Here is a 25030-nt window from a genome sequence, read left to right on the forward strand (position 1 = left end):
GCCGACGAATCTGCGCCGTACGTATGTTCCGGGGTACTGGTGAAGCCTCGCGCAGTTTGCGAGGCTTCACCAGTGGTTGCGGCGAGCGGCGAGTTCACTCGCTCCCGCGGGCACGGCCCAGGCGAATGAATTCGCGGCTGGGACAACGCGATGTCGGCCTTCGCCGACGGGTGTGCGCCGTACGTATGTTCCGGTGTGCCGTTGAAGTCTCGCGCGGTTTGCGAGGCTTTCCGCAGTGGTTGCGGCGAGTTTACTCGCTCTCGCGGCCAGCGGGTTGTGCGTGGCTCACGGATCACGAGCAGGTGAAGCCCCGTTCGGCGAGCGTCAGCGAGCCGAGACGGGGCTTGTCGCTTTCCCAGCAGCGGATTTATCCGCTCATCTGGGCGCGGCGGGGTTGTGTACCGGGACTGAGCTGGCGCTGGCGGATGGAGTGCGCGATTCCCCGCCGTTCCGTGGCGCGGCCGGTAAGCTCCGTCGGGCCATGTCGTGGCCGCGGCGGCAGTGCGGGCTGCCGCGTCGGATCTCCAGCAGGCGGCGGCTGGATTCCTCGGCCCTGCAACCCTTGGAGCGAAGGGACGGTCCGGTGTGGGCGGGCCTCGGAATGACATATTCACGCGCGCAACCTTCCACACCCATCCCGCTATTCCCTATTCCCTATTCCCTATTCCCTGCTGTTCAAACCGCCACCAGAAACCCCGCCGGCAGCGAAAGCGTGAACGTAGAGCCGACGCCGGGCCGGGAGCGCACGGAAACGTCGCCGCCCAGGCGGCGGGCGAGCTGGCGCGAAAGGGCCAGGCCCATCCCCGTGCCGCCGTACCGCCGCGTGGCGGAGCCGTCCACCTGGCGAAAAGGGTCGAAGATGGCGTCCAGGTCGCGCTCCTCGATCCCGATCCCCGTATCCTCCACCTCCCACACCACCGAGTGCCGCGCGTCGCCGCCCGCGCGCGCCTCGGGCGTCCAGGGCGAGCCGCTGCTCACCCGGACGCGCACCGTGACCCGCCCCGCCGGCGTGAACTTGTAGGCGTTGCTCACCAGGTTGCGAAGGATGCGGATGACCTGGCTGGGATCGGTGCGCACCGGCACCGCGGCGTCGGGGGCCAGCGTGCGCACCTCCACGCCGGGGGACGGGTCGTGGATGCCGCCCATGGCCGCGCGGGCCAGCGCCACGGCGTCGCACGTCTCGGGGCGCACGTCCAGACGGCCCAGCTGCAGGTTGGCCAGGCTCAGCAGGTCGTCGATCAGCCCCATCAGCTCCGTGGCGGCGGCGTCGACCTTTTCCAGGCTCTGCCGCTGCTGGTCGGTCAGGGCGCCCTCGTGCCCTTCGCGCAGCAGGTAGGTAAAGCCCATGATGGCCGTGAGCGGCGTGCGCAGCTCGTGCGACACGTTGGCCAGGAACTCGTTCTTCAGCCGCCGCGCCTCCTCCGCCTCCAGGAAGCGCGCCTCCAGCTCCACGTTCTGCTCGCGCAGCTGCACGTTGGCGCGCTGCAGGTCCTCGATCAGGTGCGCCTTCTCGGCCGTGGCGGAAAGCTGGTCGGCCACCAGCCGCAGCAGCGAGCGGTCGGCCTCGTCCAGCCTCTCGGTGCTGCGAAAGTAGAAGGTGAGCGCGCCCTCGGGGTGGTCGGAAAGGACGATGGGAAGCGAAACGGTGGACGCGAATCCCAGCTCGTGGGCGGCGTCGCGCCAGTCGGCCAGCGAGGGATCGGAAAAAATGTCGTAAACCTCGATGAAACGGCTTTCCGCCACGGCGCGGCCGGTGGGACCGAGGCCCACGCGCACCCGCATTTCACCAAGGAATTCGCGGTACTCCCCGGGCCAGTTCCAGGCCGCCACCAGGCGCAGAACGTCGTCGCTCTCACGCAGGTACACGCACCCGAACGCGGCCCCCACGACGGGCGCAACTCGTTCCAGCGCAAGGCGATACACCTCGTCCGGGGAGCGGGCGGTAAGGAAGGCGTGGGCGATCTCGCGGGCGGCCCGGAGCTCGCGGACGGCGGTCTCGTGGGCGGGAACTGGCGTATCTACTGGACTTTCGTGCACGGCAACTCTCTTGACGAGTGCGGGGGGTGCACCTACTCTACGGTGCGAACGGCGCCGCCGTTTGGGTTTTGCTCCACATCACACCCCTCTACAACAGGAGACCCTTCGTGAACAAGTCCGAACTGGTTCAGCAGCTGGCCAGCCGCGCCGATCTCAGCCGCGCCGAAGCCACCAAGGCCGTCGACGCGCTGTTCTCCGTGGAGAACGGGATCATCGCGGAGGCGCTGCGGGGCGGTGACAAGGTGCAGATCACGGGGTTTGGCAGCTTCGAGACCAAGAAGCGCGAGGCGCGCAAGGGCCGCAATCCACGGACCGGCAAGGAAATCAACATCGCCGCGTCCACCAGCGCCGCCTTCCGCATCGGCAAGCGCCTCAAGGACGCCCTGGGCGGCTCCTGAGCCGGGACGTTCCGCACGTCTTTCACGCGGTTTCCGGGGAGCCACGGTCCTGCACAGGGATCGTGGCTCCCCGGCTTTGTGCCCCGCCGTCCCGCGGGCGAAGTTCGTGCAGTTCACGCGGCCCGGACTCGACCGACGCTCCCGACCCCACGCCCCATGCGCAAACGAAAGCCACCCGCCGACCAGGCCGCCTCGCGCGAGGCGTGGGGCCGGGTGCACCCCGTGCTTGACCTGCACGGCCTTACCGGCGACGAGGCGCGGCGTCGCGCGGAGCAGTGGCTGCGCGACCGCCAGGCCGAGCGCGTGCGCACGGTGATGATCGTGACGGGCCGCGGGCTGCACTCGCAGGGCATTCCCGTGGTCCGCAACGAGATCGAGCACCTGCTGGCGCTGCTCAAGGGAACGCTGGTGGTGCGCTGGGAGTCCGCCAACTTCGGCGGCAGCTTTCAGATCGAGCTGCGCAGCCCGCCGCCCGACACCGCTCCCCGCGCCGCCCCCGAGCCCCGCCTGCTGCGCGAAGCCCCACCCGCCTTGCGCCTCCGCGCCGAAGAGGCGCTCTGGGACCTGGGGATCGCCCCCACCCCCGCGCTGCTCGAGGCCGAGATCCGCCGCATCCTGGACGAGGAAGGCGCGGAAGGCTGACGCGCCGGGCGAAGGTTACCGGGGGAGGGGCGGGTGCGCAATAATGGCGGGTGGCGGGGTGAACGGGTGAGCGGGTGAACGGGTGAAGGGGTGAAGGGGGTGAGTGGGTGAGTGGGTGAGTGGGTGAGTGGGGCGGTCGAGGTTGAAGTGTTGCCGGGTGGGTTTGATCCCGGGCGGGTGAACCCGCGGCTGGAAAGGCGGGAAGCCCCGCAAACTGCGCGGGGCTATGTCACCGACACCCCGGAGTGTGATTGCGGAGGATGCGTCGCGCTCCAGTGCTTGAAAACCAACCGGTTGCGTGCACGTCGTTTATACCCTCTCGCTAGCGGGAGAGGGCGCGAGCCTGAGCGAGCGGGTGAGGGACCCGGCCGCATTGCTTGAAGATGATCGTTTCGAGGATTATCGTTCCTGCGTACCGATGTGGAGGAAAAGGCATGGCGGGACGGATTCAGGCGGAGATCAGGCAGAACAAGCCGGTGGGGAGCGTGGAGGAAGAGGTCTACCTCAACCTGCAGCGCACGGCCAACGCGCTTTCGCAGCCGCTGGCGGAGCTGCTGCGCGGCCACGACCTGACGCCGGCCCAGTACAACGTGCTCCGCATCCTGCGCGGCGCGGGCGACGACGGGCTGACGGCCAGCGACATCGGCGGGCGGATGATCAGCCGCGACCCCGACATCACCCGGCTGGTAGACCGGCTGGAAAAGCGCGGACTGGTGGAACGCCGCCGGTGCAGCCAGGACCGGCGGGTGGTCTGGACGCGCATCTCCGAAGGCGGGCGCGCGCTCATCGATCCGCTGGACACGTCGATGGACGAGATGCACCGGGCCATGCTGGCCCACATGCCGCTGGAGCGGATGCGGATGCTGGTCGAGCTGCTGGAGGAGGCGCGGGACGGCGCGCCGGCCGCGTAGGGCTGATCTGGAATCCCAATAGGAGCCCGACTATCGGCAAGCGGTGTCGTGGCCGGGTCTGGCGCGAGAGCCCCCGTTTCCGAAGGAGATTCTTCGGTCGGCGCACAGGGCTGCTGCGCGCTCCGGGCGGCTCGGGGCGGCGCCTTCCTCAGGATGACAGTGATCGTCCGCACTTGGCGGAGAATGGGCGCCCAGGTTACGATCAGGCGGGGCGGCCCAGCCACGCGAGCGCGCGGTCGGCGGCGGCGATGCCGCGGTCCTGCGCTTCTTCGAAGAGCGACAGGCCGCTCACGTCGGAGTGGGCGTAGAAGACGGGGCCGGGGGAGCGGGCCAGCGCCTGGCGGGCGGGATCGGAAAGAAAGCCGGGAGTGGGGCGCACCATGGCGTGCCCCATCCGCATCACGTCCACACGCGAGACGCACTGGCGGATGTCGGGGTGCGCCGCCTCCAGGTCCGCCAGGATCGCCTCCTTCCACTCCGCCCAGCCGCGGCGCAGGAGCAGGGCGCGCGCCTGGGCCGGCGGATGGCCGGAGAGCGCGTGGTAGTACGTCCACACGGTGCGCCCGGCGCGAAACGCGTGCGTCTGGTGGGTGGCCGTCACGTACCCCAGCGACGGGGAGCCGTGGATCACGTTGTCCCACGCCGGCTCAAAGCCGTGCTCGGCGGGCCAGCGCTCCAGCGTGAGGTTGGCCGTGAGCCAGGGGGAGTAGTCGAAGCGCACCGCGGGCGCCCCCTCCACCACGTACGGCGCCAGGAACGACGGCGCGGCCCAGACCACGGCTTCCGTGAGGTACTCGGTGTCGCCCGCCAGCACGCGCAAGCCGCTGCCGGCGCGCTCCACCCGCCGCACGGGGGCGCCGGTGCGGACGTGCGCGCCCACGCGCTCCAGCAGGCGCCGGGTAATCCACCCGTTCCCTTCGGCCCAGGTGAGCGGGCCGGGGCTTTCGTCGTCCGGCGCCCGCGCGGCGAAGTAGTGGATGCCGGCCCACGCCGAGGTGCCGGCGAGCGAGGCGCCGTAGTCGTCGCGGCAGGCGTAGTCCACGTACCAGCGCAGCTCGGGCGACCGGTACCCGCGGTCGTCCATCCACCGCGCCATCGACACCCCGTCCAGCAGCGAGGGCCGCGCGCCCCGCGCCGAGGGGATGGTGAACTGGCCGGTGGCGCGCATCCCCGCCACCTCGTCGCCAAAGCGGCGGAACTCGTCGCGGTCGGCGGGGGTGCGCACCAGCGCCGCCTCGAAGCCCTCGTGCCACCGGCCCCAGCGAAAGATCCGCTCCCGGGGCTGCGAAACCAGCATCCGCGCGTCCCACACGCCGTCGCGGAGCACGCCCAGGTCCTGGAACAGCTCGCGCACGTGAACGGCGCGCGCGTCGGGGACGGGGACGTAGTGCGCGGCCCAGGGGTAGGCCCCCACGTCGTTGCGTCCGGAGCGCGCGTTGCCGCCGGCCTCGTCCTCCAGCTCCAGCAGCACGAAGCCCGTGTGCCCTCTCCGCTGCAGCCGCCACGCGGCGGAGAGCCCGGCGATCCCCCCGCCCACGATCACCAGCGGCACGCGCTCCGTGCGGCGCGGGGGGCCGGCGGGCGCGCGGTCGCGCAGGCGGTGGCCGCGCGCGCCGCCGTCGTCCACGAAGCCGCCGTCGATCCGACGCTCCGTCTTGCGCCCGCACGCCACGAACGGCGCCGCGGCCACCGCGGCGACGAACGCCCGGCGCGAGATCCCTAGCGGGTGATCCGTTCCCACTCTTCGCTGTAGTAGCGCACCAGGACCTGGTCGTCCAGGCGGTTGGCCCGCACCGGCACCGGGCGCATGTCGGCGGGAAACTCGAACAGCGAGGGCACCGTGCCGGGCGTAAGGTAGCGCAGGCCGCCCGGCAGCCGGTCCGGCGCCGTGTACTCGTCCCGCCCCGCCAGCACGAAGCCCCACTCGCCAAAGGAGGGGACGTACAGGTGGTAGGGCCAGGTGCGCAGCCCCGCCTCGCGCAGGGTGGTGTCGATGCTCCAGAACGCCGAGCGGGCGAACAGGGGCGACGTGCTCTGCACCACCACCATCCCGCCCCGGTTCACGTGGTGCGAGAGCAGGCGGTAGAACGCGGTGGTGTACAGCTTTCCCACCCCGTAGTTGGAGGGGTCGGGAAGGTCCACCACCACGAAGTCGAAGCTTTCGCGGGTCTCGTCCAGCCAGCGGAAGGCGTCCTGGTTCACCACGCGCACCCGCGGCGAGGACAGGGCGCCCCCGTTCAGCCGCACCAGTTCGCGGTGCGTGCTGAACAGGCGCGTCATCTCGGGGTCCAGGTCCACCAGCGTCACCTGCACCCCGGGATAGCGCAGGATCTCGCGCACGGCCAGCCCGTCGCCGCCGCCCAGCACCAGCACGCGCCGGGCGCCGGGGAGCGCGGCCAGGCCCGGGTGCACCAGCGCCTCGTGGTAGCGGTACTCGTCGCGCGAGCTGAACTGCAGGTGGCCGTTCAGAAACAGCCGCAGGTCGTCGTGCCAGGCGGTGAGCACGATGCGCTGGTACGGCGAGTTGCGCGTAAGGACCACGGGGTCGGCGTACAGGCTGGTCTCGGCCGTGCGCGTGATGCGCTCCGCCCCCGCGAAGCCCGCCGCCAGCGCAATCAGCACGGCGGCGCACGACACCACCAGACCGCGGCGCCGGGGAATCACCTCGCGGAACAGGTGGATGGACCACAGCGCCACCAGCGCGTTGATGATGCCGAACAGCAGCGCCGAGCGCACCATTCCCAGCCGCGGCACCAGCACCAGGGGAAAGAGCAGCGAGGCCCCCAGCGCGCCCAGGTAGTCGAAGGTCAGGACGTTGGCCACCACGTCCTTGAACTCTCCCCGGTCGCGCAGCAGCCGCATCAGCAGGGGAATCTCCAGCCCCACCAGCGCGCCGATGATGAACACCAGTGTGTAGAGCAGGAGCTGAAAGGCGTCCGTGAACGCGAACGCCAGGAACAGCAGCGTGGACGAAAACCCGCCCACCACCGCCACCATCAGCTCCACGGTGACGAAGCGCGCGGCCAGCCCGCGGTGCACCCACCGCGACAGCCAGCTCCCCACCCCCATGGCGAAGAGGTAGGTGCCGATCACGGTGGAAAACTGCAGCACGCTGTCGCCCAGCAGGTAGCTGGCCAGCGCGCCGGCCACCAATTCGTACACCAAGCCGCACGCCGCGATCAGCAGCACGGTGACGAACAGTGCGGCGTTCACGCGCACCCCCTTGCGTGCCCGCGGGCGACCGGACGGAGACGGGGACTTGTGGGGATGCGACCGGACATTATATCTTTCGATATCGAACGGGTGAATGTCCTCACCACGTGTCCGGGTGAACGATCATGGGAGAGGTGGATGCGTTCCATGTTCCCGGCTTCAAGTGCTACTTTCCGGCCTCGGATCACTATCCGCAGCACTTCGAGGCTTATCGCCGGGGGGAGTACGTGGTGCGCATCTTCTTTTTGCGCACCGGCCGCAAGCGCGGGCTCAACTGGGAGTACAAGCTCCAGATGCGAGGCGCGTTCGGGCCCGCGGAGCAGGCCGCGCTGCTGGAACAGGTGATGAAGCACAAACGACGGCTGCTGCGCGAGTGGAACGCAAAGGTGTGCCCCGACCGGAGAGACTGAGATGGTATCGCTGAACACGCTCACCGTCCTGCTGGGCGAAGACCTGCGCGGCCCGCTGCTGCCTGCGCACGCGGGCATCCGGATGCTGGACGCGTGCGACGCGGACGAGGCCGCGGCCGCGCGAAAGCTGTTCGTGTTTACGCCGGCCACCCGGCTGGACGCGCTGGCGCCCTGCATTACCGAGGCAAACCGGCACAACCGCCTGCAGGCGCTGCTGGTGCGCAGCGACGTGGAGCCGGAATGGGTGCCGTACCTGCTCAAGCGCGCCGGCCTGCGCACGCTCCGCAACCTGCTGGTGCACCACGACGACGAGCTGCCCGGCCGCGTGCTGCGCGCGTGGTCCCTGGGCGTGCAGCACGAGACCATCGCCACCGCGGGCGTGCTGGGCGACCGGCTGGTGGTGGTCACCTGCGCGTTCGACGAGATCGAGACCGGCTTCGACGCGTATCCGGCGCTTCGCCGCATCCCCGTCGCGGAGCGGCCGCGCTTCGAGGTTGAGCCGGACGGCATCTTTCTGCACTGGCCCGGCGGCGACGTGCACCTGACGCTGGACGACGTGCGCATGGCGGCCGATCCGCGCCGCCGCGCGCGCGCCGAGGCCGTGAAGCGCGCCCACGACCAGGGGTTCGGCGCGGCGGTGCGCGCGCTTCGCCAGCGCCGCGGGATCAACCAGTCGGGGGTGCCGGGGCTGTCCGCGCGGCACCTGCGCCGCATCGAGAACGGCTACGTGCCGGGCGACGAGGCCATCCAGGCGCTGGCCGCCGCGCACGGGCTTTCCCCCGAGGCGTACCTGGACGCCGTCTCGGATTTCGACGCGCCGTGACCGCGCTCCTTCTGCGCCAGCCGTGAGCAGGCGTTTGGATTCGCGCCGGCCGGCTACCAGATGGCGGCGGCGATGATGATGGAGACGCCGATCGCCATGGCCCCCACCACGATGGCCAGCGCCGTGTTGTGTTCGTCGATGAGCTCGCGCCACAGCGTGCCGGGCGTCATGCGCTCGATGGCGACGAACGCCAGCGCGAACAGCACGATCCCCAGCAGCGCGTAGATGGCCGCCGCGCCCAGGTTGCCCAACAGGTCGTTCATCGTCCCCTCCTCACTTGCCCCCGACGTAGCGGCCGGACCCGGTGTAGTGCACGCGGTACGCGCCGGGGTTGTCGCGCACCGAGCGGGGGGCGGGCTGCCCCTCGCGGGCGTTGCTGAACGGCGCCCATCCGCGGTAGTCGGCCAGGCTCACCAGAGCGAGCACCGCCGTTCCAAAGATCAGGTACCACCGTATCTGGCGCATGGCTCACTCGTCCTCGTCGTCGTCGGCGACGGGTGCGTAGTCGCTCTCCATCCACCGGCTATGCTCGAACGTGGCCCCCATCAGCCCCCGCACCACCGGGGGCACCAGCAGCGCCAGCAGCCCCAGCAGGTACAGCGACATCGCGGGTCCGCCGTGGACGGCGCGGATGGAGTAGCGTACGTCCGTCGACGCCTGCGGGGCCACCACCAGCCGGTAGCGCCCGGGCGCCACGCGCGGAACGCTCACCCCGTCGCGGGGCGACCCCTCGGACCAGCGCGACCCGTCGTCGTAGCCGTAATAGTACGAGGTCTCGGCGTCGAAGTCGCGGGTGCGCCCGGTTCCCTCGTCCACCAGCGTCATGTCGAAGTACGCGTACGCGTTGCTCACGTCGGTCTCCACCTCTACCCGCAGCCGCGACGGGCGCCCGGTGATGGTGAACGGCTCGGTGACCAGGACGTTGCGCCCCGCCGAGTCGGTGGCGGCGACGGTGCCATTCCCGGCGTACACCTGGCGGGTGGACTGCGCGCTCACCAGCAGCAGCACCAGTAGCGCGGCGGCGAACGCCAGGCATGCGTACCACAGCGGCGTGATGACGCCGGCGTGCGGCGACGGCTGGTTGGCGAACACGCCGCGCGGCTCGGGCGGAATCCCCGGCAGCCGGAACGCTTCCCAGATGCGCTGCGGCGGCACGTACTCGCCCAGCGACCAGGACACCTCGTCGTGCGTCTGCTCGCGCGAAAGCAGGAGGGGTGGGTGGACGTAGTCGTCGCTTTGCGCGCGGTCGCCCACGCGCACCTGCCAGGGAAACTCGCCCAGCACGAACGACGTCTCGGCGCTGGCGCGCTGAAAGTGCTGGAACCACGCGCCCCGGTGCTTCGCGCGGGCCTGCCGCCCGCTGCCGGTCACCTGCGGCGCTTCCTTGAGCGGCACCACGTCGTTCCAGTGCCCGGCGTACTCCGTCAGGTAGCGAAAGCCGCGCTCCGGGGCGTGCAGCAGGTACTCGCGCCACGAGTAGCTCACGCCCTCCACCCGGATGCCGCGCTGCTGAAAGCCCAGCACCGTCCACTCCGCCCCGTGCATCCGCCCGGTGGATCCCAGGGGGATGAGCGGCCGGACGGCGACGCGGTCCTCGAAGCGCTGCAGCACCTGCAGCCTGGGCGAGCTGGCATCCAGCACAGACTGGCAGTACTGGCAGACGGCGTTCACCGTCTCGCCGGGCAGGCGGATGGTAACGGTCCCGCCGCAGTTGGGGCAGTTGAGCGCGTCCGCGCCCGCCGTGCGCTGATCCTTCGAGGCGCGCAGGTCCCGCAGCGCGAGCGCCGGGAACGACACGTACTCGCCCACGAACACCAGCGGCGGGTTCTCGCTGTAGTCCAGCGTGGCGAACGTGTCGTCCGGACCGACAAGGTCCGTGAACGGCACCTCCGCATGGTCCCAGTACTCGAAGGGCAGCTCGCCCTCCACCCCCGCGTAGCGTGCCCGGGTGCGCGTGGAGACGGTGTACCACGTGTTGCCCAGCACGACCCGCTCCCCCGGCGGCAAGGCTTCGGGGGGTGGAACGGGGCCGGCGGGCGGGGCCAGAAAGCTGACGGCGTACTCGTCCTGCGCGTCGGAAAGCCAGCCGCTGCGGCCGTCCGCAAACCCCAGGTGCCACTCGCTCCAGAAGCCCCGCTCGTACTCGTACGCAATGCGCCCTACGACCCGGAAGGCGGTGCCGTCGTACACGCCGCGGGTGCCCAGCTGGATGCGCGAGGTGGCGGGCGGCGGATCAGAGACGCGGCCGACGTTCTGCAGGTCCACGCCGCGCCGCAGCAGGACGGAGCCGCAGTGGGTGCACACCGTCTGCACGGCCCCGGCCCACTGAAAGCGGACCTCGGCGCCGCAGCTGGGGCAATTGGCGACGGGCGCGGTCATCCGGCCAGCGCGGGGACGGCGGCGTAGGGGCGCTCCACGGCGCGCACGGTGACTTCGGCGGCGCCCAGCAGCGCGCGCAGCTCACCCTCCCAGTCCCACTCCGGCCGCGGGCGGCAGCAGAACAGGTTCAGGCAGATGGAGCCGTGCTCGGGAAAGGTGTGGCAGGCCAGGTGCGACTCGGCCAGCATGCACAGGCCGGTCACGCCGCCGGGTCCGGGAAAGCGGTGCCACTGCGCGGGCGCTACCGGGTGCAGCGCCAGCTCCCGCACCACCCGGTCGAACAGCCGCCGCAGCGTGTCCACGTCCGCAAGCGCGGCGGGGTCGCACCCGTGCGCCTCGACCAGCCATTCACGACCGTGCATCGGATGAGGGAAGTGGGGAGTCTGGTGGATGCCGGAACGGTGACGCGGCGCCCTTCACCGCGTGCCGCGACAGTACGGCCGGCGCGCGGCGGGGTTTCGCGCGGGCGGGTGCGGAGCGGGGAGAATAGAGCGGGCAGGGCGGCCGGACAAGACGCCACGCCGGAGCGGATGGCGCGGCGGGAGCGATGGTCCGCCACGTTCGGCCAAAGCGGAACGGCTTCTTCAGACATCAGCCCGCGGCGTAGAGGTGTGGAACGCCGATCATCCACAGCATCAGTAGATCCTCCCCATGGCGCCAACGGGATCTGTCATTCCGAAGGAGGCGCCGCACGGAACCGTCCCCACCGGGTGCTCCGGCGCCGACTGAGGAATCTACCGTCCGCGCCTCGTGGCCTGCCGCCGTGCCGTGGTCCGGCGGACGGGTAGACCGATCCGGACGTGAGGCCGTGGGCATGCGCGCGCGTCTGCCGGTGGGCTCTATCCGACGGTTGGGTGGCCGCGGCGGTGGCGCGGGCTGCCGCAGCCGGCCTTCAGCAGGCGGAGGGTAGATTCTTCGGCCCTGTAGCCCGCGGCGCGAGGGGATGATTCGGTGTGGCCGGGCCTCAGAAGGTGTTGCCAAAGCTCCCGGCGTGATTGACTCCCTGAGGGAGGCGCCACCCCTAACTCGCTTGCACACTGCACCCTGGCGCCGACCGAAGGACCTCGCTGGCACAAACCGGGGGGCGGGTCCCGCGGCATGGAGCCGGCCCCGCCTCGCCGGAGAGCAGGTCCTTCGGTCGCGCGCAGGCGGTTGTGTGGAATCGGGTTACACGTGGTGCGCTCCCTCAGGAAGTCATCGCTTCTTTGTGAGGTTGGGGGTCTAGCAACACGCTCTCAGGATGACAGATGCACTACATCATCCCACCACACTGCGCTCCTTCACCTCTTCCGAGGTCAGGCCGTAGAGCGGAGGGGTGGGGACGCCGATCATCCCCAGCATCAGGTAGATCTGGCCACGGTGGTGGATCTCGTGCTCCACCATGGCCCGCAGCCATTTCCACGCGGGCATGGACGCGCCGCCGGGCGTGGTGCAGCGCGCCTGCAGCGCCTCGGGCGTCAGCGCGGCGAACAGATCCATCGACTCGGCGTGCATCCGGTCGAAGTACGCCAGCACCTCGTCATATCCATCCGCCAGCTCGCGGCCGTGGCCGGGGTAGCGGCTGGGGAGGCCGGACACGTTCTCGGCGAACATCCACCGTTCGATGGCGCCCAGGTGCCGCACCACGTCGCCCAGGCTCCAGGCGCCGTCGCGCGGCGCCCACTCCAGCCGCTCGGGAGGGATGCAGGCCACCACGCGCCGCGTCCGCTGGCGGATGCGCGCGTAGTAGTCCAGGAACGGCTCGATCGTGGTGATCTCCATCCCTCGTCCCCAGTCAGGCGGCTGCGGTGGCGGAGGTCAGGCCGGGCAGGTACCGCTCGCGGAGCAGCGCCACGTGGTGCCGCTCGTGCCCGGCGATGATCCACGCCAGCGCGCGCACGGACACCGTTCCGCCGCTGGCGGTGCCGCGGCGGGCCAGCGCCTCGTCGTTCAGGCTCTGGAACAGGGCCAGGTTGGCCATCCGCACGTGCCGCAGCTCGTCCGCCAGGTCCGCCAAGGTGCGCGCATCGGCGCCGGCGGCCTCGGCGTAGGCGTTCTCGTCGAAGCTTTCCAGCGGCGTCTGGTCTCCGCGCGAGATGCGGAGCGCGCGGTAGGCAAAGATGCGCTCGGCGTCGATGACGTGGTTCAGCGACTCGCGGATGCTCCACTTGCCGGGTGCGTAGCGGTGGCCGCCCTGCGCCTCGTCCAGCCCGCCGACCAGCGCCAGCGTCTCGTCCAGCTGTTCGCCCAGCATCTGCAGCAGGTCACCGTCGGGGACGCGGTCGACGTACTTGCTGTAGTACGGCAGGTGCTCGGATGCGTCGGGTCTCGGAATCATCGGGCAGGATCGGTTCGGGTGCGGGATCGGTTAGATCGAACCATCCCGCACACGATACACGACGAGCGCCGCGAGGGATAGCGAACGGGCGTCCGCTCTACGCACGTCCCCGTCCCACGAAACGTGAGCCCTTGCAGGCTGTCCCCTGTCCCCTATTCCCTATTCCCTATTCCCTATTCCCTGTTCCCTGTTCCCTGTTCCCTGTTCCCTATTCCCTGCAGTTCCGCAGCCATGAACCGCCGCAGGTCCTGCCGGTAGTACCGGCCGGCCGGGTCCGCCGGGTTGTGCGGCGCGTTGGGGATCACCAGCAGGTCGAAGCGCCGGTCCGCGGCGATGAGCGCGCTGATCATCCGCATGGTGCTGCCGAACGGCGCGTTTACGTCGCTGGTGCCGTGCATGATCTTGAGCGGCCCGGCCAGGCTGGCCGCCAGCGGAAGGTTGGAGCCGCGCGCGTATCCCTCGGGGTTCTCCGCCGGCATCCCCATGTGCGGCTCGTTGATGACGGCCAGCTCCACCAGGTCCCCCGGCGCCCCGGCGTACCCCGCGCGAAAGAACTCCGGCGCGGTCAGCATCCCCCGCAGCGCGAAGTATCCGCCCCACGAGTGGCCCGCGATGCCGGCGCGCGACAGGTCCATCCACGGGCGCCCCTCCGCCGCCTGGCGCAGCGCGGCCACGTGGTCGGCGATCTCCATCTGCCCCACGCGGCCGTACGTGGCGTCCTGGAACGCCTTGTCGCGCCCCGGCGTGCCCCGCGCGTCCACCATCACCACCACCAGCCCCATCTGCGCCAGCGACGCGGCGATGCGCTGCATGGAGATGGTGGGCGCGTACTCCTTCTGTACGGCGGAAAGCCAGGGGCCGCCGTAGATGTAGTCCACCACGGGATACCGGCGCGCCGGGCTGAAGTCCGCCGGCGTGTAGATGACGCCATGGATCTCTGTCCTTCCATCCGCCGCCTTTGCGCGAAAGGCCTCGGGCGGACGGTGGCCCAGCGCGGCGATGCGGGAGGTGTCCGCCGTCTCCAGACGCGCGACGGTCGATCCGTCCGCGCGGCGCAGGTCGGTGGCGTAGGGCCGGTCGATGCTGGAGTGCACGTCCAGGAACGCGCGGCCGCTGGGGGAAAACTGCACGTCGTGAATCCCGGGCTCCCGCGTCAGGGGGCGGAGCGCGCCGCCGTTCGCGGGGAGCACGTACAGGTGCTGGTCGTACGGCCGCGCCGCGTCCGCCGAGGCGATGACGTGGATCTGCCCCGACGCGGAATCCACCCGCACCACGCTGTGCACCGGGAACGCGCCGCGGGTCAGCTGCCGCGGCGCGGCGCCGTCCCACCCGTAGCGGTACAGGTGCCGCCATCCGTCGCGCTCCGAGAACCAGAGAAAGCCGGAACCGTCCGGCAGCACCGTCACCTGGTTCGTCCACCCGCCCGTGGCAAAGTCCAGCGCGGCGACCGACGTCTCCGGGCGCTCATCCCGGACCAGCAGCCGGCTGCGTCCGTCCCGCGGATCGACCGCCAGCAGCTCCAGTTGCTTGCCGGTGCGCGTCATCCGGATCACCAGCGCCTCCGCCGGCTCCCCGCGCCACCCGGCGATCAAGGCGTACGCATCGCGCACGTCCAGCTGCGCCTGCCGCATTCCCCGCGACCCTGCGTCGACGACGTGGAGGGTCGGCACCGGCAGCGGCGTGCCGGACTTGGGATACTCCACCGGCTCCACGCGCTCCAGCGGCTGCGCGTAGTCGATGACCGGCACCCTGTGCACGCCCGCGGCGTCGGCGCGGAGCACGGCCAGCCAGCGGCCGTCCGGATGCCACCCCTGCGGACTCACCTGCCAGCCGGCGTCTGGCGCATCCACCAGCCGCGCGGCTTCTCCGCCGTCCACGCGCAGGATGCGGAGCGTGTCGCCGCGGCGGTCCATCCGCGACAGCCCCGGCGGCGCGGGCTGGGGCGGCAGGTTTTCCTGCGCGACCGGCGCCGCGGTGCCGGTGATCGCATCCACCCGCATCCACTGCCCCGCGTGCGGACCGGCCTGCGCGCGGTAGACGAACGCCTCCGTGCCGGGCACCCACCTCGCGCTCACCCGCCCACCCGGCAGCGTCCGTAGCGCCTCATGGTAGGCCTCCGCGCGCGCCAGCCGCGCCTCGATGTCCGGCTCCTGCGCACCGGCTGCCGTGGGAGCCAGGACGAGCGCCAGCGTCAGCCAGACGCCGTGCGCGGCGCGCGGGCGCAGGGTAAAGCCGCGGCGTCTGAGCGGTGCCGGGTGATGGATGATCATCGAACGCATCAGTAGGTCTGGAGGATGGCGTAGGGGCTGGGTGATCGACTGACTCGCCCGGCTGCGGACGCGCCGGTGCTCGGGACGCCGCACACGTCCGGGCCGCCGAGTCCGCGCAGGCGGACTTTGCGATTTTCCAGCGGCGAATTCATTCGCTCCAGCGGGCGTATGGCACGTTGCCGGATTAGAATCGCAATCGCATCATTCGCTCCCGCAGGCAGACGGCACGTCGTCCATCGACACTGCGGATTGGAAGCCGCCGGGGTGCCTCCGGTTGCAATCCACCGGCGCGGCGGCGCGATGCCGGACTCGCATGGGGCAGATTCCCCATTGTGCGCGGGCTCGCGGCAGGCTTGCTTGCGGGCGCTGGACCGTGGTTCCATCGATCACCGTCTTACGCGAAGGGATCGACTCCCGTGAGCAAGCTTTCTCTGCCGCCGCTGATGCCGGGCGGCTTCCTGTTCGGCTCGGGCCCCGAGGCGGTCGCCGACCCGCTGGCGCTGTACACGCGCGCCCAGCGCACGCTGGGCGACGTGGTGCGGCTGCGCGGCATTCCGGGCATCAACTGGTACCTGGTCACGCACCCCGCGGGCGTGGAGCACGTACTCAAGACGCGCGGCAAGAACTACCGCAAGCCGGACCGCTTCAACGCGCCCGTGCGCATGCTGGCCGGCAACGGCATCCTGGCCGCCGAGGGCGACACCTGGCTGCAGAACCGCCGCCTCATGCAGCCCGCCTTCCACCGCCAGCGCCTCGCCGGCCTCGTCGCGCAGATGGCCCAGGCCGCGGAGCTCGCGGCGGAGCGCTGGGACCGGCTTGCGGCGGAGGGCGCCGTGGTCGAGGTGGGCGAAGAGATGCTGCGGCTTACGCTGCGCATCGTGGGCACCACGCTGTTCTCGCACGACCTCAGCGGCGAGGCCAACGTGCTGGGAACCGCCATCCGCACCGCATTTCAGCACGTCAGCATGCGGATGACGATGCCGTTTGCCCCGCCCGCCTGGCTGCCCACCCGCGAGAACCGCCGCTTTGCCGCCGCGCGCGACGTGGTGCACCGCACGGTGGACGACATGATCGCCGAGCGCCGCCGGTCGGGCCAGGAGCGGCCGGACCTGCTGCAGATGCTGCTGGATGCGCGGGACGCCGAGACCGGCGCGCGGATGGACGACCGGCAGGTGCGCCACGAAGCGCTCACGCTGATGATCGCCGGGCACGAGACGGCCGCGGCGTCGCTCAGCTGGACGTGGCACCTGCTGTCCGGCAATCCCGGCGCCGCCGCGAAGCTGCGCGAGGAGCTGGATGCGGTGCTCGGCGGCCGCACGCCCGGCGTGGAAGACCTGCCGCGCCTGCCGTACACCCGCGCGGTGTTCGACGAGACGCTGCGGCTGTACCCGCCGGCATGGGGCCAGCCGCGCGAGTCGGTGGAGGAGGACGAGATCGGCGGCTACCGCATCCCCGCGCGCAACATCGTGATGGTGAGCCAGTGGGTCACGCATCGCCGTCCGGACCTGTGGGATCGCCCCGATGCGTTCGTCCCCGAACGGTTCGTGGGCGCCGGCCCGGGGACGTTCCCGCCGTTCGCGTACTACCCGTTCGGCGGGGGCGCGCGGCAGTGCATCGGCAGCAGCTTTGCGCTCATGGAGGCGCAGGTGGTGCTGGCCACTCTGGCGCAGCGCTTCGAGCTGGAGTCCGTGCCCGGCCACGAGGTGGTGCCTGACGCCACCTTCACCCTGCGCCCGCGCAACGGCGTGCGGATGCGCATCCGCCGCCGCACCCCGTCGCCCGCCGCCGTCCCCGCCTGAGCGGATGAACGAAAGCCCCGCCCGCCGGCGGGGCTTTCACACACCTGCATCACACACAGAAGTGACTTCCTGAATCCAGCGGTGCTCCACGCACCCTGCTGAAGAAGCAGGGACTGTCATTCCGAGGCCCGGCCAAGCTGCACTCGGCCGCTCACGCCGCGGGTTGCAGGGCCGAGGAATCTACCTTCGGCTCGGGCGAGGGCGGACGCGGCAGCCCGCGCGACCGTCGCGGCATCGAAACAGCCAGACAGGGCCGGTTCCGGGGCGGCGCCGCAGGCCACGAGGAAACGGAGAGTAGATTCCTCGGTCGCGCACCGGGTCCCGTGGTTGCGGCAAGGTACCGGGTGTGCGCTCCCTCGGAATGACAGATCGGGGTGGGCGCTGGACTCGGAGTCTGCAGTCAATCGCGGTGAGCGGTGCACAACACCGCGCAATCTTTCTGAAGAAGCCTGATCCCGGCCACGTCCGCGCCTGCCGCGCGTCCCGCACCCGCTGTTCCTCCGCCACGGCCTACGTGGCGGGCGGGGATTCGCTCGGGGGCGGAGGCGGCTCCGTCTCGCCCAGCGCCGGCTCGGGCGGGTGCTGCGGCATTGGCACCGTCGAGTTGGTCACCGTCTGCGGCGTGCCGATGTCGGGCGGGTCCGCCGGGCCAAACGCCAGGTCGCGGATGAGCACCGTCAGCGGCACCGCCAGAATGGCGCCCGTGGCGCCCAGCACCCACGCCCAGAAGATCACCGACAGAAAGCTCAACAGCGCCGAGATCTTCATCTCGCGCCCCACGAAGCGCGGCCCGATGACGTTGTCGATCACGTTGTTGATCACCTGGTATCCCACAAAGACGATCAGCGCCTCGGGCCATCCCTTCTCCACCAGCGCCAGCAGCGTGGGCGGGATCAGCGACAGCGTAAAGCCGATGTTGGGGACGAAGCTGAGGAGGAACGAGAGCACGCCCCACAGCAGCGCGTAGTCCACCCCCAGCGCCTCCAGCAGCACGTAATCCAGCACCGCCGCAATCAGCCCCAGCACCGCCCGCACCCCCATGTAGCCGCGGATGGTTTCCGAAAAGCCCAGGAACCGCGCCGCCAGCGGGCTGTGGTCGCGCGAGCGGGTGGAGGCCCGGCGCTCCAGCTCCCACATGCCGCCCAGCATGAAGGCGAAGATGAAGAAGGTGAGCGCCAGGTTGCTGAGCCCGCTGGCGATGGAGCCCGACGCGTTCAGCACGAACCTGCCCACCTCAGGACCCCGCAGCGCGCCCTCCAGGTACGCCCCCGCGTCGATCCCCTCCTTGGCCAGCCGTCCGGACACGTCCGCCACCACGCCGCTCAGCCGCTCGCCGTACTGCGGCATCTGCAGCGCCAGCTGGCGCAGGGACACGCCCACGAACGCCACCAGCAGCAGCCCCGCCAGCACCACCGCCAGCACCACCAGCGTCACCGCCAGCCCGCCGGCCACCCCCCAGCGCCGCAACCGGCGCGTCAGCGGCTGAAACAGCAGCGCCAGAAAGCCGGCCATCAGCATGGGGTTCAGGATCCCCGACGCCGCCCGCAGCCCCGCCACCACGATCACCACGCACGCCCCGCCCAGCAGCCAGGGCAGGGGACCGCGCTTCGCCAGATTCATGGGGATGTTCCTGTCTTGGTGTATGGACGCTGCAGGTGGCACACGGTTACGCGGCGCTCGGTACGGGGAAAATGAGGAGATCGGGGCCGCCGCGGACCCATTCTCTCGGTTCGGAGATAACTCGCCGGACGAAAGGATTGTCCGATTGGATTCGCGCGGCGAGCTGGTCCTTGTCGTAGCCGATCACGTCCACATCCCGTCCGACCAGCAGTTCGGCCTCCACCAGCCGATATCCGGCGTCGGTGCGTGCCTGCTCGCTGCCGATCAGAAACACGTCGATGTCGCTGTCCGGTCTTGGATCTCCACGAACCGACGATCCAAAGACAAACGCACCTTCCAGCCCGGACGCATCCACCAGCGCCTCACGCACAATGTCGACGGGATGCGCACTCGCCCGCAGCAGGAGGAACCATGCGCGCCACACCGGGTGTGACTCGTCTGCCTGATAGTAGGCCCGGGTGTCCTCATCCTCCCGCCGCAGCGCCCCGATCTGCGTCAGGCGCCGAAGCTCGTGCTGCAGTGAGGCGCTGGAAAGCTCCGTGAGCCGGCCCAGCTCCCGCACATGATAACGTGAGCCGGGGTGAACGGCGAAGAAAATTACGAGCCGCGCCATCGCCATCGAAGGAAACAGCGCCGCCAACGAAGATTTGCCCGTCGATGCACGTCCGTTCATCATCTCCCTTGTCTCTTGCTGTGCCAAAAAATAGCACACACAATCCGGCTGGGCAACGAACCTGATAGAGCATCCTGCCGGATGCGCGTCAGCCCGCCTTTGCGCCTCGGTAATCCGAGCCGAGGTGAACGGATAGGACAATTGACAGCGGACGCTCCGGACGACTAGGTTCTGGAGCACAACGGATTCGCTCTTCCGGCGGACAGGCATGGTGCAGAAGCTCGAAGAGGTGCAGGAGCGGCTCGGTCCAGCCGATGATCCGCTTCCGAGGCGAGACGAGATCCTCGCCCGTGCCGGTGTGTCGATTCCGACGCGGCGTGACATGGCGCCGTTTCGTCCCGTGCGCCGCAGGCCGCGCTGGCTGGCGTTCTTGCTTCGTCTGGTCGCGGCAGGTTGATCGCGCTGGCGATTGTGTACTTCGATGCCCAGTGAAGTTTGGAGCCCGGCGATCACGATCGATCGCCGGGCTCCCTGTATCCACCTGCAGCGCGTCACCCAGCCCATCGGCACCGCGTGCGGCCTCGCTATCGCCGCGTTTCCCACAGGCGCAGGGCAAAGTCCTGAAGCGTCATGCAGTCGATGTCGCCCGTCACCGAGAGGGCGCTGCGGGCGCCGGCCGGCCAGCGTCCCAGGCGCACCAGCGGCCCGTCCGACGCATCCACGATCTCCAGGACCCGCTTCTCGTCCACGGACGCGTCCACGTCCACCCAGGCGCCGAACCGCGCCGGCTCCTCGCCGCGCTCCGCCGGAAAGCCCTCCTCCGCCAGAAGCGCCAGCACCGATGGCGGCGTCCGCGGCGACACGCCCACCACCGGCTTGCGCGCCGCCGCCAGCGCCAGCTCCGGCGCGCGCGCCACCCGGTCCGCGCCCACCCAGGGAAGCGCGTCCACCCCCGGCAGCCCGCGTACCAGCAGCGTGGCCGCCGGGTCGCCGTCCATCCGCACCCGGTAGCGGCCGTCCTCCAGCGGCATTACCTCCAGCCGCGTGCGCGCCCGCCGCCGCCACCACTCCGCGATGCGCTCCAGCGTGGCGATCCACACCGCCGGCCGCCGCGCCCGCGCCTCGGAGAGTGTGGCGGCCAGCGCGGCGGCGCACTCGTCCGTGCGCTCCGGGTGCAGCTGCACGGTAAACAGCTCGCCGGCCTTCCAGGTGGCGTCCAGCGTGGCCAGCCACACCGCCGTCTGCTGCGCCTCGCTCAGCCGCAGCCGCTCCACCATGATGGCGTCGTCCGGCAGCGCCACGGGGATGTGGATGACGCCGCCCCGCAGCGCCGGACGCACCGCCAGGCGCTCCGAGCCCACCGCGCCGCCGTACACGCTTTGGAGCGTGCGGCGAAACGTCTCTTCCGCGTGCGCGTCCAGCGCCGCCGCCGTGTCGAAGACCACCGGCTGGGTGTTGTGGTACAGCAGCCCCAGGTCGCGCACCACCTGGTCCGTGGCCGCGTTGCCGCGCAGGTAGGGGCAGCGAAAGCCGCGAAACGGCACCCCCGCGGACCGGAACAGCTCCGCCGCCCGGCCAATGCTGGTGCGCTGCTCGTCCAGCGAGCGCCGGCTGTGGTCGTCGTGCACCAGGCCGTGGATGGCGAACTCCACCCCGCGCTCGGCAAAGCGGACGATGGCGTTGCGGTTGCGGTCCAGGACGCACGCCGTGATGGCCCACGACGGCCGAACACCGAACTGCGCCGTAAGCTCGTCGAAGCGCCGCAGCCGGTCTTCCATGGGGGCGGCCGTAACGCCGAACCGGGAGACGATGGACCGCGCGCGCGCCGCCGCCTCGCCGGCCCCGCGATGTCGCATGGAGAAAAGCACACCCATGGAGCGGTGCTCCGGAGCGGGAGGTGGACGGGTGGGGTGGGACGCTGCGCCGGTGCGCCGGTGCGTGACGAGGCCTCCGGACGTGCGGCGGCGTCCCGGCGCCACCAGGGGCAACGGGTGTTCCAGCGGGAGCGAACCGTGTAACGGGTTGATGTGGATCGGGTTGGATCTGCGTCCGCCGTCTTCCGCACCCGGGGAGGGTGCATCGGCGCATTGCACGATTGTAACGGGCTAGACCGTGTCCCGGCGGTGACGAGGCTTCGGCAGGGCCGCGGGCCGCCCCGTCCGTACTCGCATCACACCTCCACCTTCCCCAACCCCTGAAGGAGGTGATGAGGCAGCAGACTCCGTGCAAACCCCAACCATCTACGTGGCAGTCACTCGCCTGACCACCATACTTCCAGTCCGCGAAGGCGGCCTTCGTGTGGTTGTTGCAGCGAATTCATTTGCCCTTGGAGCCGGGAGCCGGAGCCATTGCAGTCCCCGAGCCCTGCACCCTTCCGGTGCCTTGCCGAGCCATCGCACCCCCGACGACAAGCGGCCCCCGGCGTGATGCCGGGGGCCGCTCGTGCCGAGCCGCGTGCGCGCTTACGACAGGCGCCGGGGCTCGCCTTCCACCGCCACGGCGTCAGCCGAGGCGCCCAGCGCCGGCACGGCCGGCTGCTGCAGGTAGTTCTGCTGGGCGTTGGCCTGGATGGACTGCTCGTCCACCCCGTTCAGGGCGCGCTTGAAGTCACGAATGCCCTTCCCCATTCCGTTCGCCAGCTCCGGCAGCCGCTTGGCGCCGAACAGAAGCAGCATGACGAAGAAGATCAGTACAAGCTCGAAAGGACCAAGACCGAGACCCATCGTTACCTCGCTTGAAAGAGAGCGGCAGCCCGCGTGAAAAGCACCTGGAATTCGGCACCCGGACGGGCCTGGAGGCATGGGCTGCCTGGCAGGGCGTGCCGAAGTGCACGGAAGATAACCGGAAACCCTCTCTGCGACAACCGTGCCCCGGCACTTTCATCCAAACCGGAACTTCTTGTCGGGCAGTGCCTTACGCCCGTTCCAGCGTCCCCGGACGCGCGCGGGGCGGCGTTGTTACCCCGCCCGCACCGACGCTTCCAGCGCCCGGATGGCGTCGCGCACCCGCTCCGGGAGGGGCACCTTGCGTCCCGCCGCGTAGTCGTACGCCACCAGCGTGCCGCCGCCTTCCGCCGCCACCTCGCCCTGCGCGCGGCTCACGATGCGGTACTCCTGCGTAAAGCGGTCCGGGCCCACCTCCGTGACCCGCGCGCCGATCACCACCGTGTCGGGATAGAACACCGGCCGCCGGTACCGCGCCTGTGTCGAGCCCAGGATGGGCCCCACCTGCTGCTCCGCCGTCAGCTCGCGAAACCCGATGCGCTCCAGGTACGCGATCCGCGCGCCCTCGAACCAGGTAAAGAAGACCGCGTGGTTCACGTGGCGAAAGTAGTCCATCTCCGCCCAGGCCACCGGCCACTCCACCACCATCGGGAACTCCGCCCGCAACCGCCGCTCCGCCTCGCTCCACTCCGTGGAATGCGGTGCGCCGGATGATGATACGTCCGTCATTCGCCGTTCGGATCTCTTTCTGGAAAACCCCGGTCCCCCTTCACCCCTTCACCCCTTCACCCCTTCACCCCTTCACCCCTTCACCCCTTCACCAAACCGCCCGCCCCCAGCCCCGCCGCCCGCCCCGTCGCCCACGCCCAGAAAAAGTTGTATCCCCCGATCGGCCCAAAGCAGTCCAGGATCTCGCCGCACAGGAACAGCCCCGGCACCACGCGGCTTTCCCCCGTGCGCGGGTCCACCTCCGCCAGCGGCACGCCGCCGCCCGTGACCTCGGCCTTCTTGTACCCCTCGTCGCCCGTCCAGGGCAGGGGATAGCGGGCCAGCGCCTCCACCAGCCGCGCCCGCTCGTCGCGCCGCAGCTGCGACCGCGTGCGCTCCGGGTCCACGCCGCACTCGTCCAGCAGCGTGTCCGCCAGGCGCTGCGGCAGCTGGCGCCTCACGAGCGATCCCACCGTGCCGGGTCCGGCCTCCAGCAGCAGCGCCTCCCACGCCCGCGCGTCCATCCCCGTCCACTGGACCAGCACCGGCTGCCGCGTTCCCCCCTCACGCGCCGAGCGCACGGCCAGGTGGCTCACGTTCAGCACCGAGGGCCCGCTGTAGCCGCGGTGGGTGAACAGGAATCCCCCCTCCGCGCGCAGGCTTCCCTTTGCCAGCGGCGCCTCCAGCCCCACCTCCAGCGACACGCCCGCGAGCGGCCCGTGCACCGGCGGGTCCGCCGTCAGCGGGGTGAGCGCCGCGTAGGTGTCGTGAAGCGAGTGCCCCAGCTGCCGCACCATGCGCAGTCCCGTCCCGTCGCTCCCCGTCGCCGGCACCGACAGGCCACCCGTGGCGATGATCACCGCCGCCGCGGCGATTTCCCGCCCGCCGTCGATCAGCAGCTTCCACGGCTCGCCGCCGGCGGGGGGGCGCAGCCCCGCCACGTAGGTGTCGAACACCATCTCCGCCCCGCGCCGCCGCGCCAGCTCCAGCAGCCCGTCGCGCACGTCGCGCGCCTTGTTGCTCTCCGGGAACAGCTTTCCGCTCTCCTCCTCCAGCACCAGGCGGATCCCCACCTCGTCCTCGAAAAAGCGGCGCTGCTGCTCCAGGGGCCAGGAGAGCAGCATCTTCTTCATCGAGTTGCGCGACGACTCCGTAAAGTACTGTCCCGCGTCCACGCGCGAGGGAAGCACGTTGCACCGCCCGCCGCCGCTGATCAGGATCTTGCGGCCGCCGTCGCGCGTGCGCTCCACCAGCAGCGTGCGCCGGCCGCCCTGCGCCGCGAAGATCGCCGCCATGGTCCCCGCGGCCCCGGCCCCCACCACCACGATCGGCAGATCGGCGTCCGTCACGTCTTCTCGTCTTTATATAGGGATGCAGTTCGCGGGATGATACTCCGCCGTCCCGTCCGCGGCTACGGGCGAGAACCGTTCCTCGTGACGACGAAGGGCGGACGGCGGGTTTGGGCGTGTCCCTCCGCTGCGCTCCGGGCCGGGCTGCGCGCGCCGTAGGGCACGATACAACTGTGCCCAACGGCGTCGAGCCCCCGGCGCGCCAGGGTTCCCTCCCTTCCCGCGGTTCTCGTGCACGGCGCGCCGGTGTCTCGCCCCTGCGGGCGCGCATCCCTCACGCGTTTGCCTGCTTCATCCGGGTTCCCGTCGCCGAGCCTGCATCCTTTGCCCACTCCAACCTCCCCCAGCAGTTTTGGGGGAGGTGGGCGAGTAATGCGAGTCCGGAGGGGGCGCCCGCCCCTCGCGCCGCGCCCTCTGGCAACATCCCCGGACGGAGGCCCTTGACCTGTCACGGAACCCGCGTTATACTATGCGCCCCTTCGCAGCCAAGCCGTCACACGGCGGTCACGAGGATGCGAGACGGGGTTGACGGGGCTGGATAAGGCTGATAGCTTGTAGGGCTGTCGCCTGAACCGGCGGCGGGTTGGCCGAGAGGCGAAAGTTTTGAATTCCGCCCCTTGACCTGGACGCCTAAGTGGTTTAGATTGAAGGCGTTGAGAGCGACGAGGCGGTTCTGAAAGCGAAAAACTTTCTCACCGCCGCCCCTTGACGAAGCGAGTCGAGGGTGATAGATTGAAGGGCTGCCACGAACGAGGGCGGCGATGACGGAAGAGGTTGACGCGGCGGCCGGGTGAAACTGGCCGGATGCGAATGAAAGC

24 protein-coding genes are annotated in these 25030 nt (G+C 70.5%); 7 read left to right on the forward strand and 17 right to left on the reverse strand.

Features of this window, described 5'->3' with window-relative positions:
• Positions 1-675: 675 nt before the first annotated feature.
• Positions 676-2037, reverse strand: coding sequence for a GAF domain-containing sensor histidine kinase (locus VGC13_RS20720; protein WP_331127192.1), 1362 nt, complete (start codon positions 2035-2037; stop codon positions 676-678).
• A 107-nt stretch (positions 2038-2144) separates the two neighbouring features.
• Here VGC13_RS20720 and VGC13_RS20725 point away from each other — a divergent pair, with 107 nt between their 5' ends.
• The 3 genes from VGC13_RS20725 (at position 2145) to VGC13_RS20735 (ending at position 3988) form a co-directional block, all read left to right on the forward strand.
• Positions 2145-2435, forward strand: a complete 291-nt coding sequence (locus VGC13_RS20725; RefSeq protein WP_331127193.1) for an HU family DNA-binding protein — start codon at positions 2145-2147, stop codon at positions 2433-2435.
• A 156-nt stretch (positions 2436-2591) separates the two neighbouring features.
• Positions 2592-3077 carry a Smr/MutS family protein gene (locus VGC13_RS20730; protein WP_331127194.1) on the forward strand — a complete coding sequence of 162 codons (486 nt, stop codon included), beginning with the start codon at positions 2592-2594 and terminating at the stop codon, positions 3075-3077.
• Positions 3078-3511: 434 nt separating this feature from the next.
• Positions 3512-3988, forward strand: a complete 477-nt coding sequence (locus tag VGC13_RS20735; RefSeq protein WP_331127195.1) for a MarR family transcriptional regulator — start codon at positions 3512-3514, stop codon at positions 3986-3988.
• 202 nt (positions 3989-4190) lie between these two features.
• Here the strand turns inward: VGC13_RS20735 and VGC13_RS20740 are convergent, their stop codons facing one another.
• Entirely contained in the window at positions 4191-5729 is a 1539-nt protein-coding gene (locus VGC13_RS20740; RefSeq protein WP_331127196.1) for an FAD-dependent oxidoreductase, read from the reverse strand.
• Complete coding sequence (locus VGC13_RS20745) at positions 5708-7201, reverse strand: polyamine aminopropyltransferase (protein WP_331127197.1); 1494 nt, start codon at positions 7199-7201, stop codon at positions 5708-5710. The genes VGC13_RS20740 and VGC13_RS20745 overlap by 22 nt, the downstream gene beginning before the upstream one ends.
• A 125-nt stretch (positions 7202-7326) precedes the next feature.
• On the opposite strand from VGC13_RS20745, the gene VGC13_RS20750 reads away from it, so the two are divergent.
• Positions 7327-7611 carry a hypothetical protein gene (locus VGC13_RS20750; RefSeq protein ID WP_331127198.1) on the forward strand — a complete coding sequence of 95 codons (285 nt, stop codon included), beginning with the start codon at positions 7327-7329 and terminating at the stop codon, positions 7609-7611.
• Between the two features lies 1 nt (position 7612).
• Positions 7613-8434 carry a DUF2442 domain-containing protein gene (locus tag VGC13_RS20755; RefSeq protein ID WP_331127199.1) on the forward strand — a complete coding sequence of 274 codons (822 nt, stop codon included), beginning with the start codon at positions 7613-7615 and terminating at the stop codon, positions 8432-8434.
• Positions 8435-8487: 53 nt separating this feature from the next.
• Here the strand turns inward: VGC13_RS20755 and VGC13_RS20760 are convergent, their stop codons facing one another.
• The 7 genes from VGC13_RS20760 to VGC13_RS20790 all read right to left on the reverse strand — a co-directional run bounded on the left by VGC13_RS20760 (position 8488) and on the right by VGC13_RS20790 (position 15409).
• Positions 8488-8697 (reverse strand): DUF350 domain-containing protein, encoded by a 210-nt coding sequence (locus VGC13_RS20760; protein WP_331127200.1) that lies wholly within the window; start codon positions 8695-8697, stop codon positions 8488-8490.
• 10 nt (positions 8698-8707) lie between these two features.
• Positions 8708-8899, reverse strand: coding sequence for a hypothetical protein (locus tag VGC13_RS20765; protein WP_331127201.1), 192 nt, complete (start codon positions 8897-8899; stop codon positions 8708-8710).
• Between the two features lie 3 nt (positions 8900-8902).
• The gene (locus VGC13_RS20770; protein ID WP_331127202.1) at positions 8903-10813 is read right to left on the reverse strand and encodes a DUF4178 domain-containing protein; all 1911 of its coding nucleotides are present in this window, start codon (positions 10811-10813) and stop codon (positions 8903-8905) included.
• Positions 10810-11175: an S-adenosylmethionine decarboxylase gene (locus VGC13_RS20775; RefSeq protein WP_331127203.1), complete on the reverse strand. Its 366-nt coding sequence runs from the start codon at positions 11173-11175 to the stop codon at positions 10810-10812. Before VGC13_RS20775 ends, VGC13_RS20770 begins: the two co-directional genes overlap by 4 nt.
• Before the next feature lie 895 nt (positions 11176-12070).
• Complete coding sequence (locus VGC13_RS20780; protein WP_331127204.1) at positions 12071-12574, reverse strand: DinB family protein; 504 nt, start codon at positions 12572-12574, stop codon at positions 12071-12073.
• Between the two features lie 13 nt (positions 12575-12587).
• Positions 12588-13130, reverse strand: a complete 543-nt coding sequence (locus tag VGC13_RS20785; protein WP_331127205.1) for a DinB family protein — start codon at positions 13128-13130, stop codon at positions 12588-12590.
• 173 nt (positions 13131-13303) lie between these two features.
• Positions 13304-15409 (reverse strand): S9 family peptidase, encoded by a 2106-nt coding sequence (locus VGC13_RS20790; RefSeq protein ID WP_331127206.1) that lies wholly within the window; start codon positions 15407-15409, stop codon positions 13304-13306.
• 407 nt (positions 15410-15816) lie between these two features.
• Between VGC13_RS20790 and VGC13_RS20795 the strand changes: the two genes are divergently transcribed.
• Positions 15817-17199 carry a cytochrome P450 gene (locus VGC13_RS20795; RefSeq protein WP_331127207.1) on the forward strand — a complete coding sequence of 461 codons (1383 nt, stop codon included), beginning with the start codon at positions 15817-15819 and terminating at the stop codon, positions 17197-17199.
• 510 nt (positions 17200-17709) lie between these two features.
• Here VGC13_RS20795 and VGC13_RS20800 read toward each other — a convergent pair.
• A complete protein-coding gene (locus VGC13_RS20800; protein WP_331127208.1) occupies positions 17710-18819 on the reverse strand; it encodes an AI-2E family transporter in 1110 nt (369 codons plus the stop codon).
• A 46-nt stretch (positions 18820-18865) separates the two neighbouring features.
• The gene (locus VGC13_RS20805; RefSeq protein WP_331127209.1) at positions 18866-19495 is read right to left on the reverse strand and encodes a nucleotidyltransferase domain-containing protein; all 630 of its coding nucleotides are present in this window, start codon (positions 19493-19495) and stop codon (positions 18866-18868) included.
• Positions 19496-19703: 208 nt separating this feature from the next.
• Here VGC13_RS20805 and VGC13_RS20810 point away from each other — a divergent pair, with 208 nt between their 5' ends.
• Positions 19704-19889, forward strand: a complete 186-nt coding sequence (locus VGC13_RS20810) for a hypothetical protein (RefSeq protein WP_331127210.1) — start codon at positions 19704-19706, stop codon at positions 19887-19889.
• Between the two features lie 127 nt (positions 19890-20016).
• Here the strand turns inward: VGC13_RS20810 and VGC13_RS20815 are convergent, their stop codons facing one another.
• The 5 genes from VGC13_RS20815 to VGC13_RS20835 form a co-directional block, all read right to left on the reverse strand.
• Positions 20017-21288 (reverse strand): polysaccharide deacetylase family protein, encoded by a 1272-nt coding sequence (locus VGC13_RS20815; protein WP_331127211.1) that lies wholly within the window; start codon positions 21286-21288, stop codon positions 20017-20019.
• A gap of 606 nt (positions 21289-21894) precedes the next feature.
• The gene (locus tag VGC13_RS20820) at positions 21895-22233 is read right to left on the reverse strand and encodes a twin-arginine translocase TatA/TatE family subunit (RefSeq protein ID WP_331127212.1); all 339 of its coding nucleotides are present in this window, start codon (positions 22231-22233) and stop codon (positions 21895-21897) included.
• Between the two features lie 156 nt (positions 22234-22389).
• Positions 22390-22884, reverse strand: a complete 495-nt coding sequence (locus VGC13_RS20825; protein WP_331127213.1) for a thioesterase family protein — start codon at positions 22882-22884, stop codon at positions 22390-22392.
• Between the two features lie 80 nt (positions 22885-22964).
• A complete protein-coding gene (locus VGC13_RS20830; protein ID WP_331127214.1) occupies positions 22965-24212 on the reverse strand; it encodes an aminoacetone oxidase family FAD-binding enzyme in 1248 nt (415 codons plus the stop codon).
• 493 nt (positions 24213-24705) lie between these two features.
• Positions 24706-25030 (reverse strand): hypothetical protein (locus tag VGC13_RS20835; protein WP_331127215.1); only part of this gene is annotated, 325 nt, incomplete at its 5' end.

The sequence above is a fragment of the Longimicrobium sp. genome (assembly GCF_036399255.1).
GTDB lineage: Bacteria > Gemmatimonadota > Gemmatimonadetes > Longimicrobiales > Longimicrobiaceae > Longimicrobium.

Bases quoted from the DNA above. Each gene is read 5' to 3' on its own strand.
- VGC13_RS20730 (WP_331127194.1), top strand. From the start codon at position 2,592: ATGCGCAAACGAAAGCCACCCGCCGACCAGGCCGCCTCGCGCGAGGCG.
- VGC13_RS20735 (WP_331127195.1), top strand. From the start codon at position 3,512: ATGGCGGGACGGATTCAGGCGGAGATCAGGCAGAACAAGCCGGTGGGG.
- VGC13_RS20750 (WP_331127198.1), top strand. From the start codon at position 7,327: ATGGGAGAGGTGGATGCGTTCCATGTTCCCGGCTTCAAGTGCTACTTT.
- VGC13_RS20755 (WP_331127199.1), top strand. From the start codon at position 7,613: ATGGTATCGCTGAACACGCTCACCGTCCTGCTGGGCGAAGACCTGCGC.
- VGC13_RS20760 (WP_331127200.1), bottom strand. From the start codon at position 8,697: ATGAACGACCTGTTGGGCAACCTGGGCGCGGCGGCCATCTACGCGCTG.
- VGC13_RS20765 (WP_331127201.1), bottom strand. From the start codon at position 8,899: ATGCGCCAGATACGGTGGTACCTGATCTTTGGAACGGCGGTGCTCGCT.
- VGC13_RS20770 (WP_331127202.1), bottom strand. From the start codon at position 10,813: ATGACCGCGCCCGTCGCCAATTGCCCCAGCTGCGGCGCCGAGGTCCGC.
- VGC13_RS20775 (WP_331127203.1), bottom strand. From the start codon at position 11,175: ATGCACGGTCGTGAATGGCTGGTCGAGGCGCACGGGTGCGACCCCGCC.
- VGC13_RS20780 (WP_331127204.1), bottom strand. From the start codon at position 12,574: ATGGAGATCACCACGATCGAGCCGTTCCTGGACTACTACGCGCGCATC.
- VGC13_RS20785 (WP_331127205.1), bottom strand. From the start codon at position 13,130: ATGATTCCGAGACCCGACGCATCCGAGCACCTGCCGTACTACAGCAAG.
- VGC13_RS20790 (WP_331127206.1), bottom strand. From the start codon at position 15,409: ATGCGTTCGATGATCATCCATCACCCGGCACCGCTCAGACGCCGCGGC.
- VGC13_RS20800 (WP_331127208.1), bottom strand. From the start codon at position 18,819: ATGAATCTGGCGAAGCGCGGTCCCCTGCCCTGGCTGCTGGGCGGGGCG.
- VGC13_RS20805 (WP_331127209.1), bottom strand. From the start codon at position 19,495: ATGATGAACGGACGTGCATCGACGGGCAAATCTTCGTTGGCGGCGCTG.
- VGC13_RS20815 (WP_331127211.1), bottom strand. From the start codon at position 21,288: ATGCGACATCGCGGGGCCGGCGAGGCGGCGGCGCGCGCGCGGTCCATC.
- VGC13_RS20820 (WP_331127212.1), bottom strand. From the start codon at position 22,233: ATGCCTCCAGGCCCGTCCGGGTGCCGAATTCCAGGTGCTTTTCACGCG.
- VGC13_RS20825 (WP_331127213.1), bottom strand. From the start codon at position 22,884: ATGACGGACGTATCATCATCCGGCGCACCGCATTCCACGGAGTGGAGC.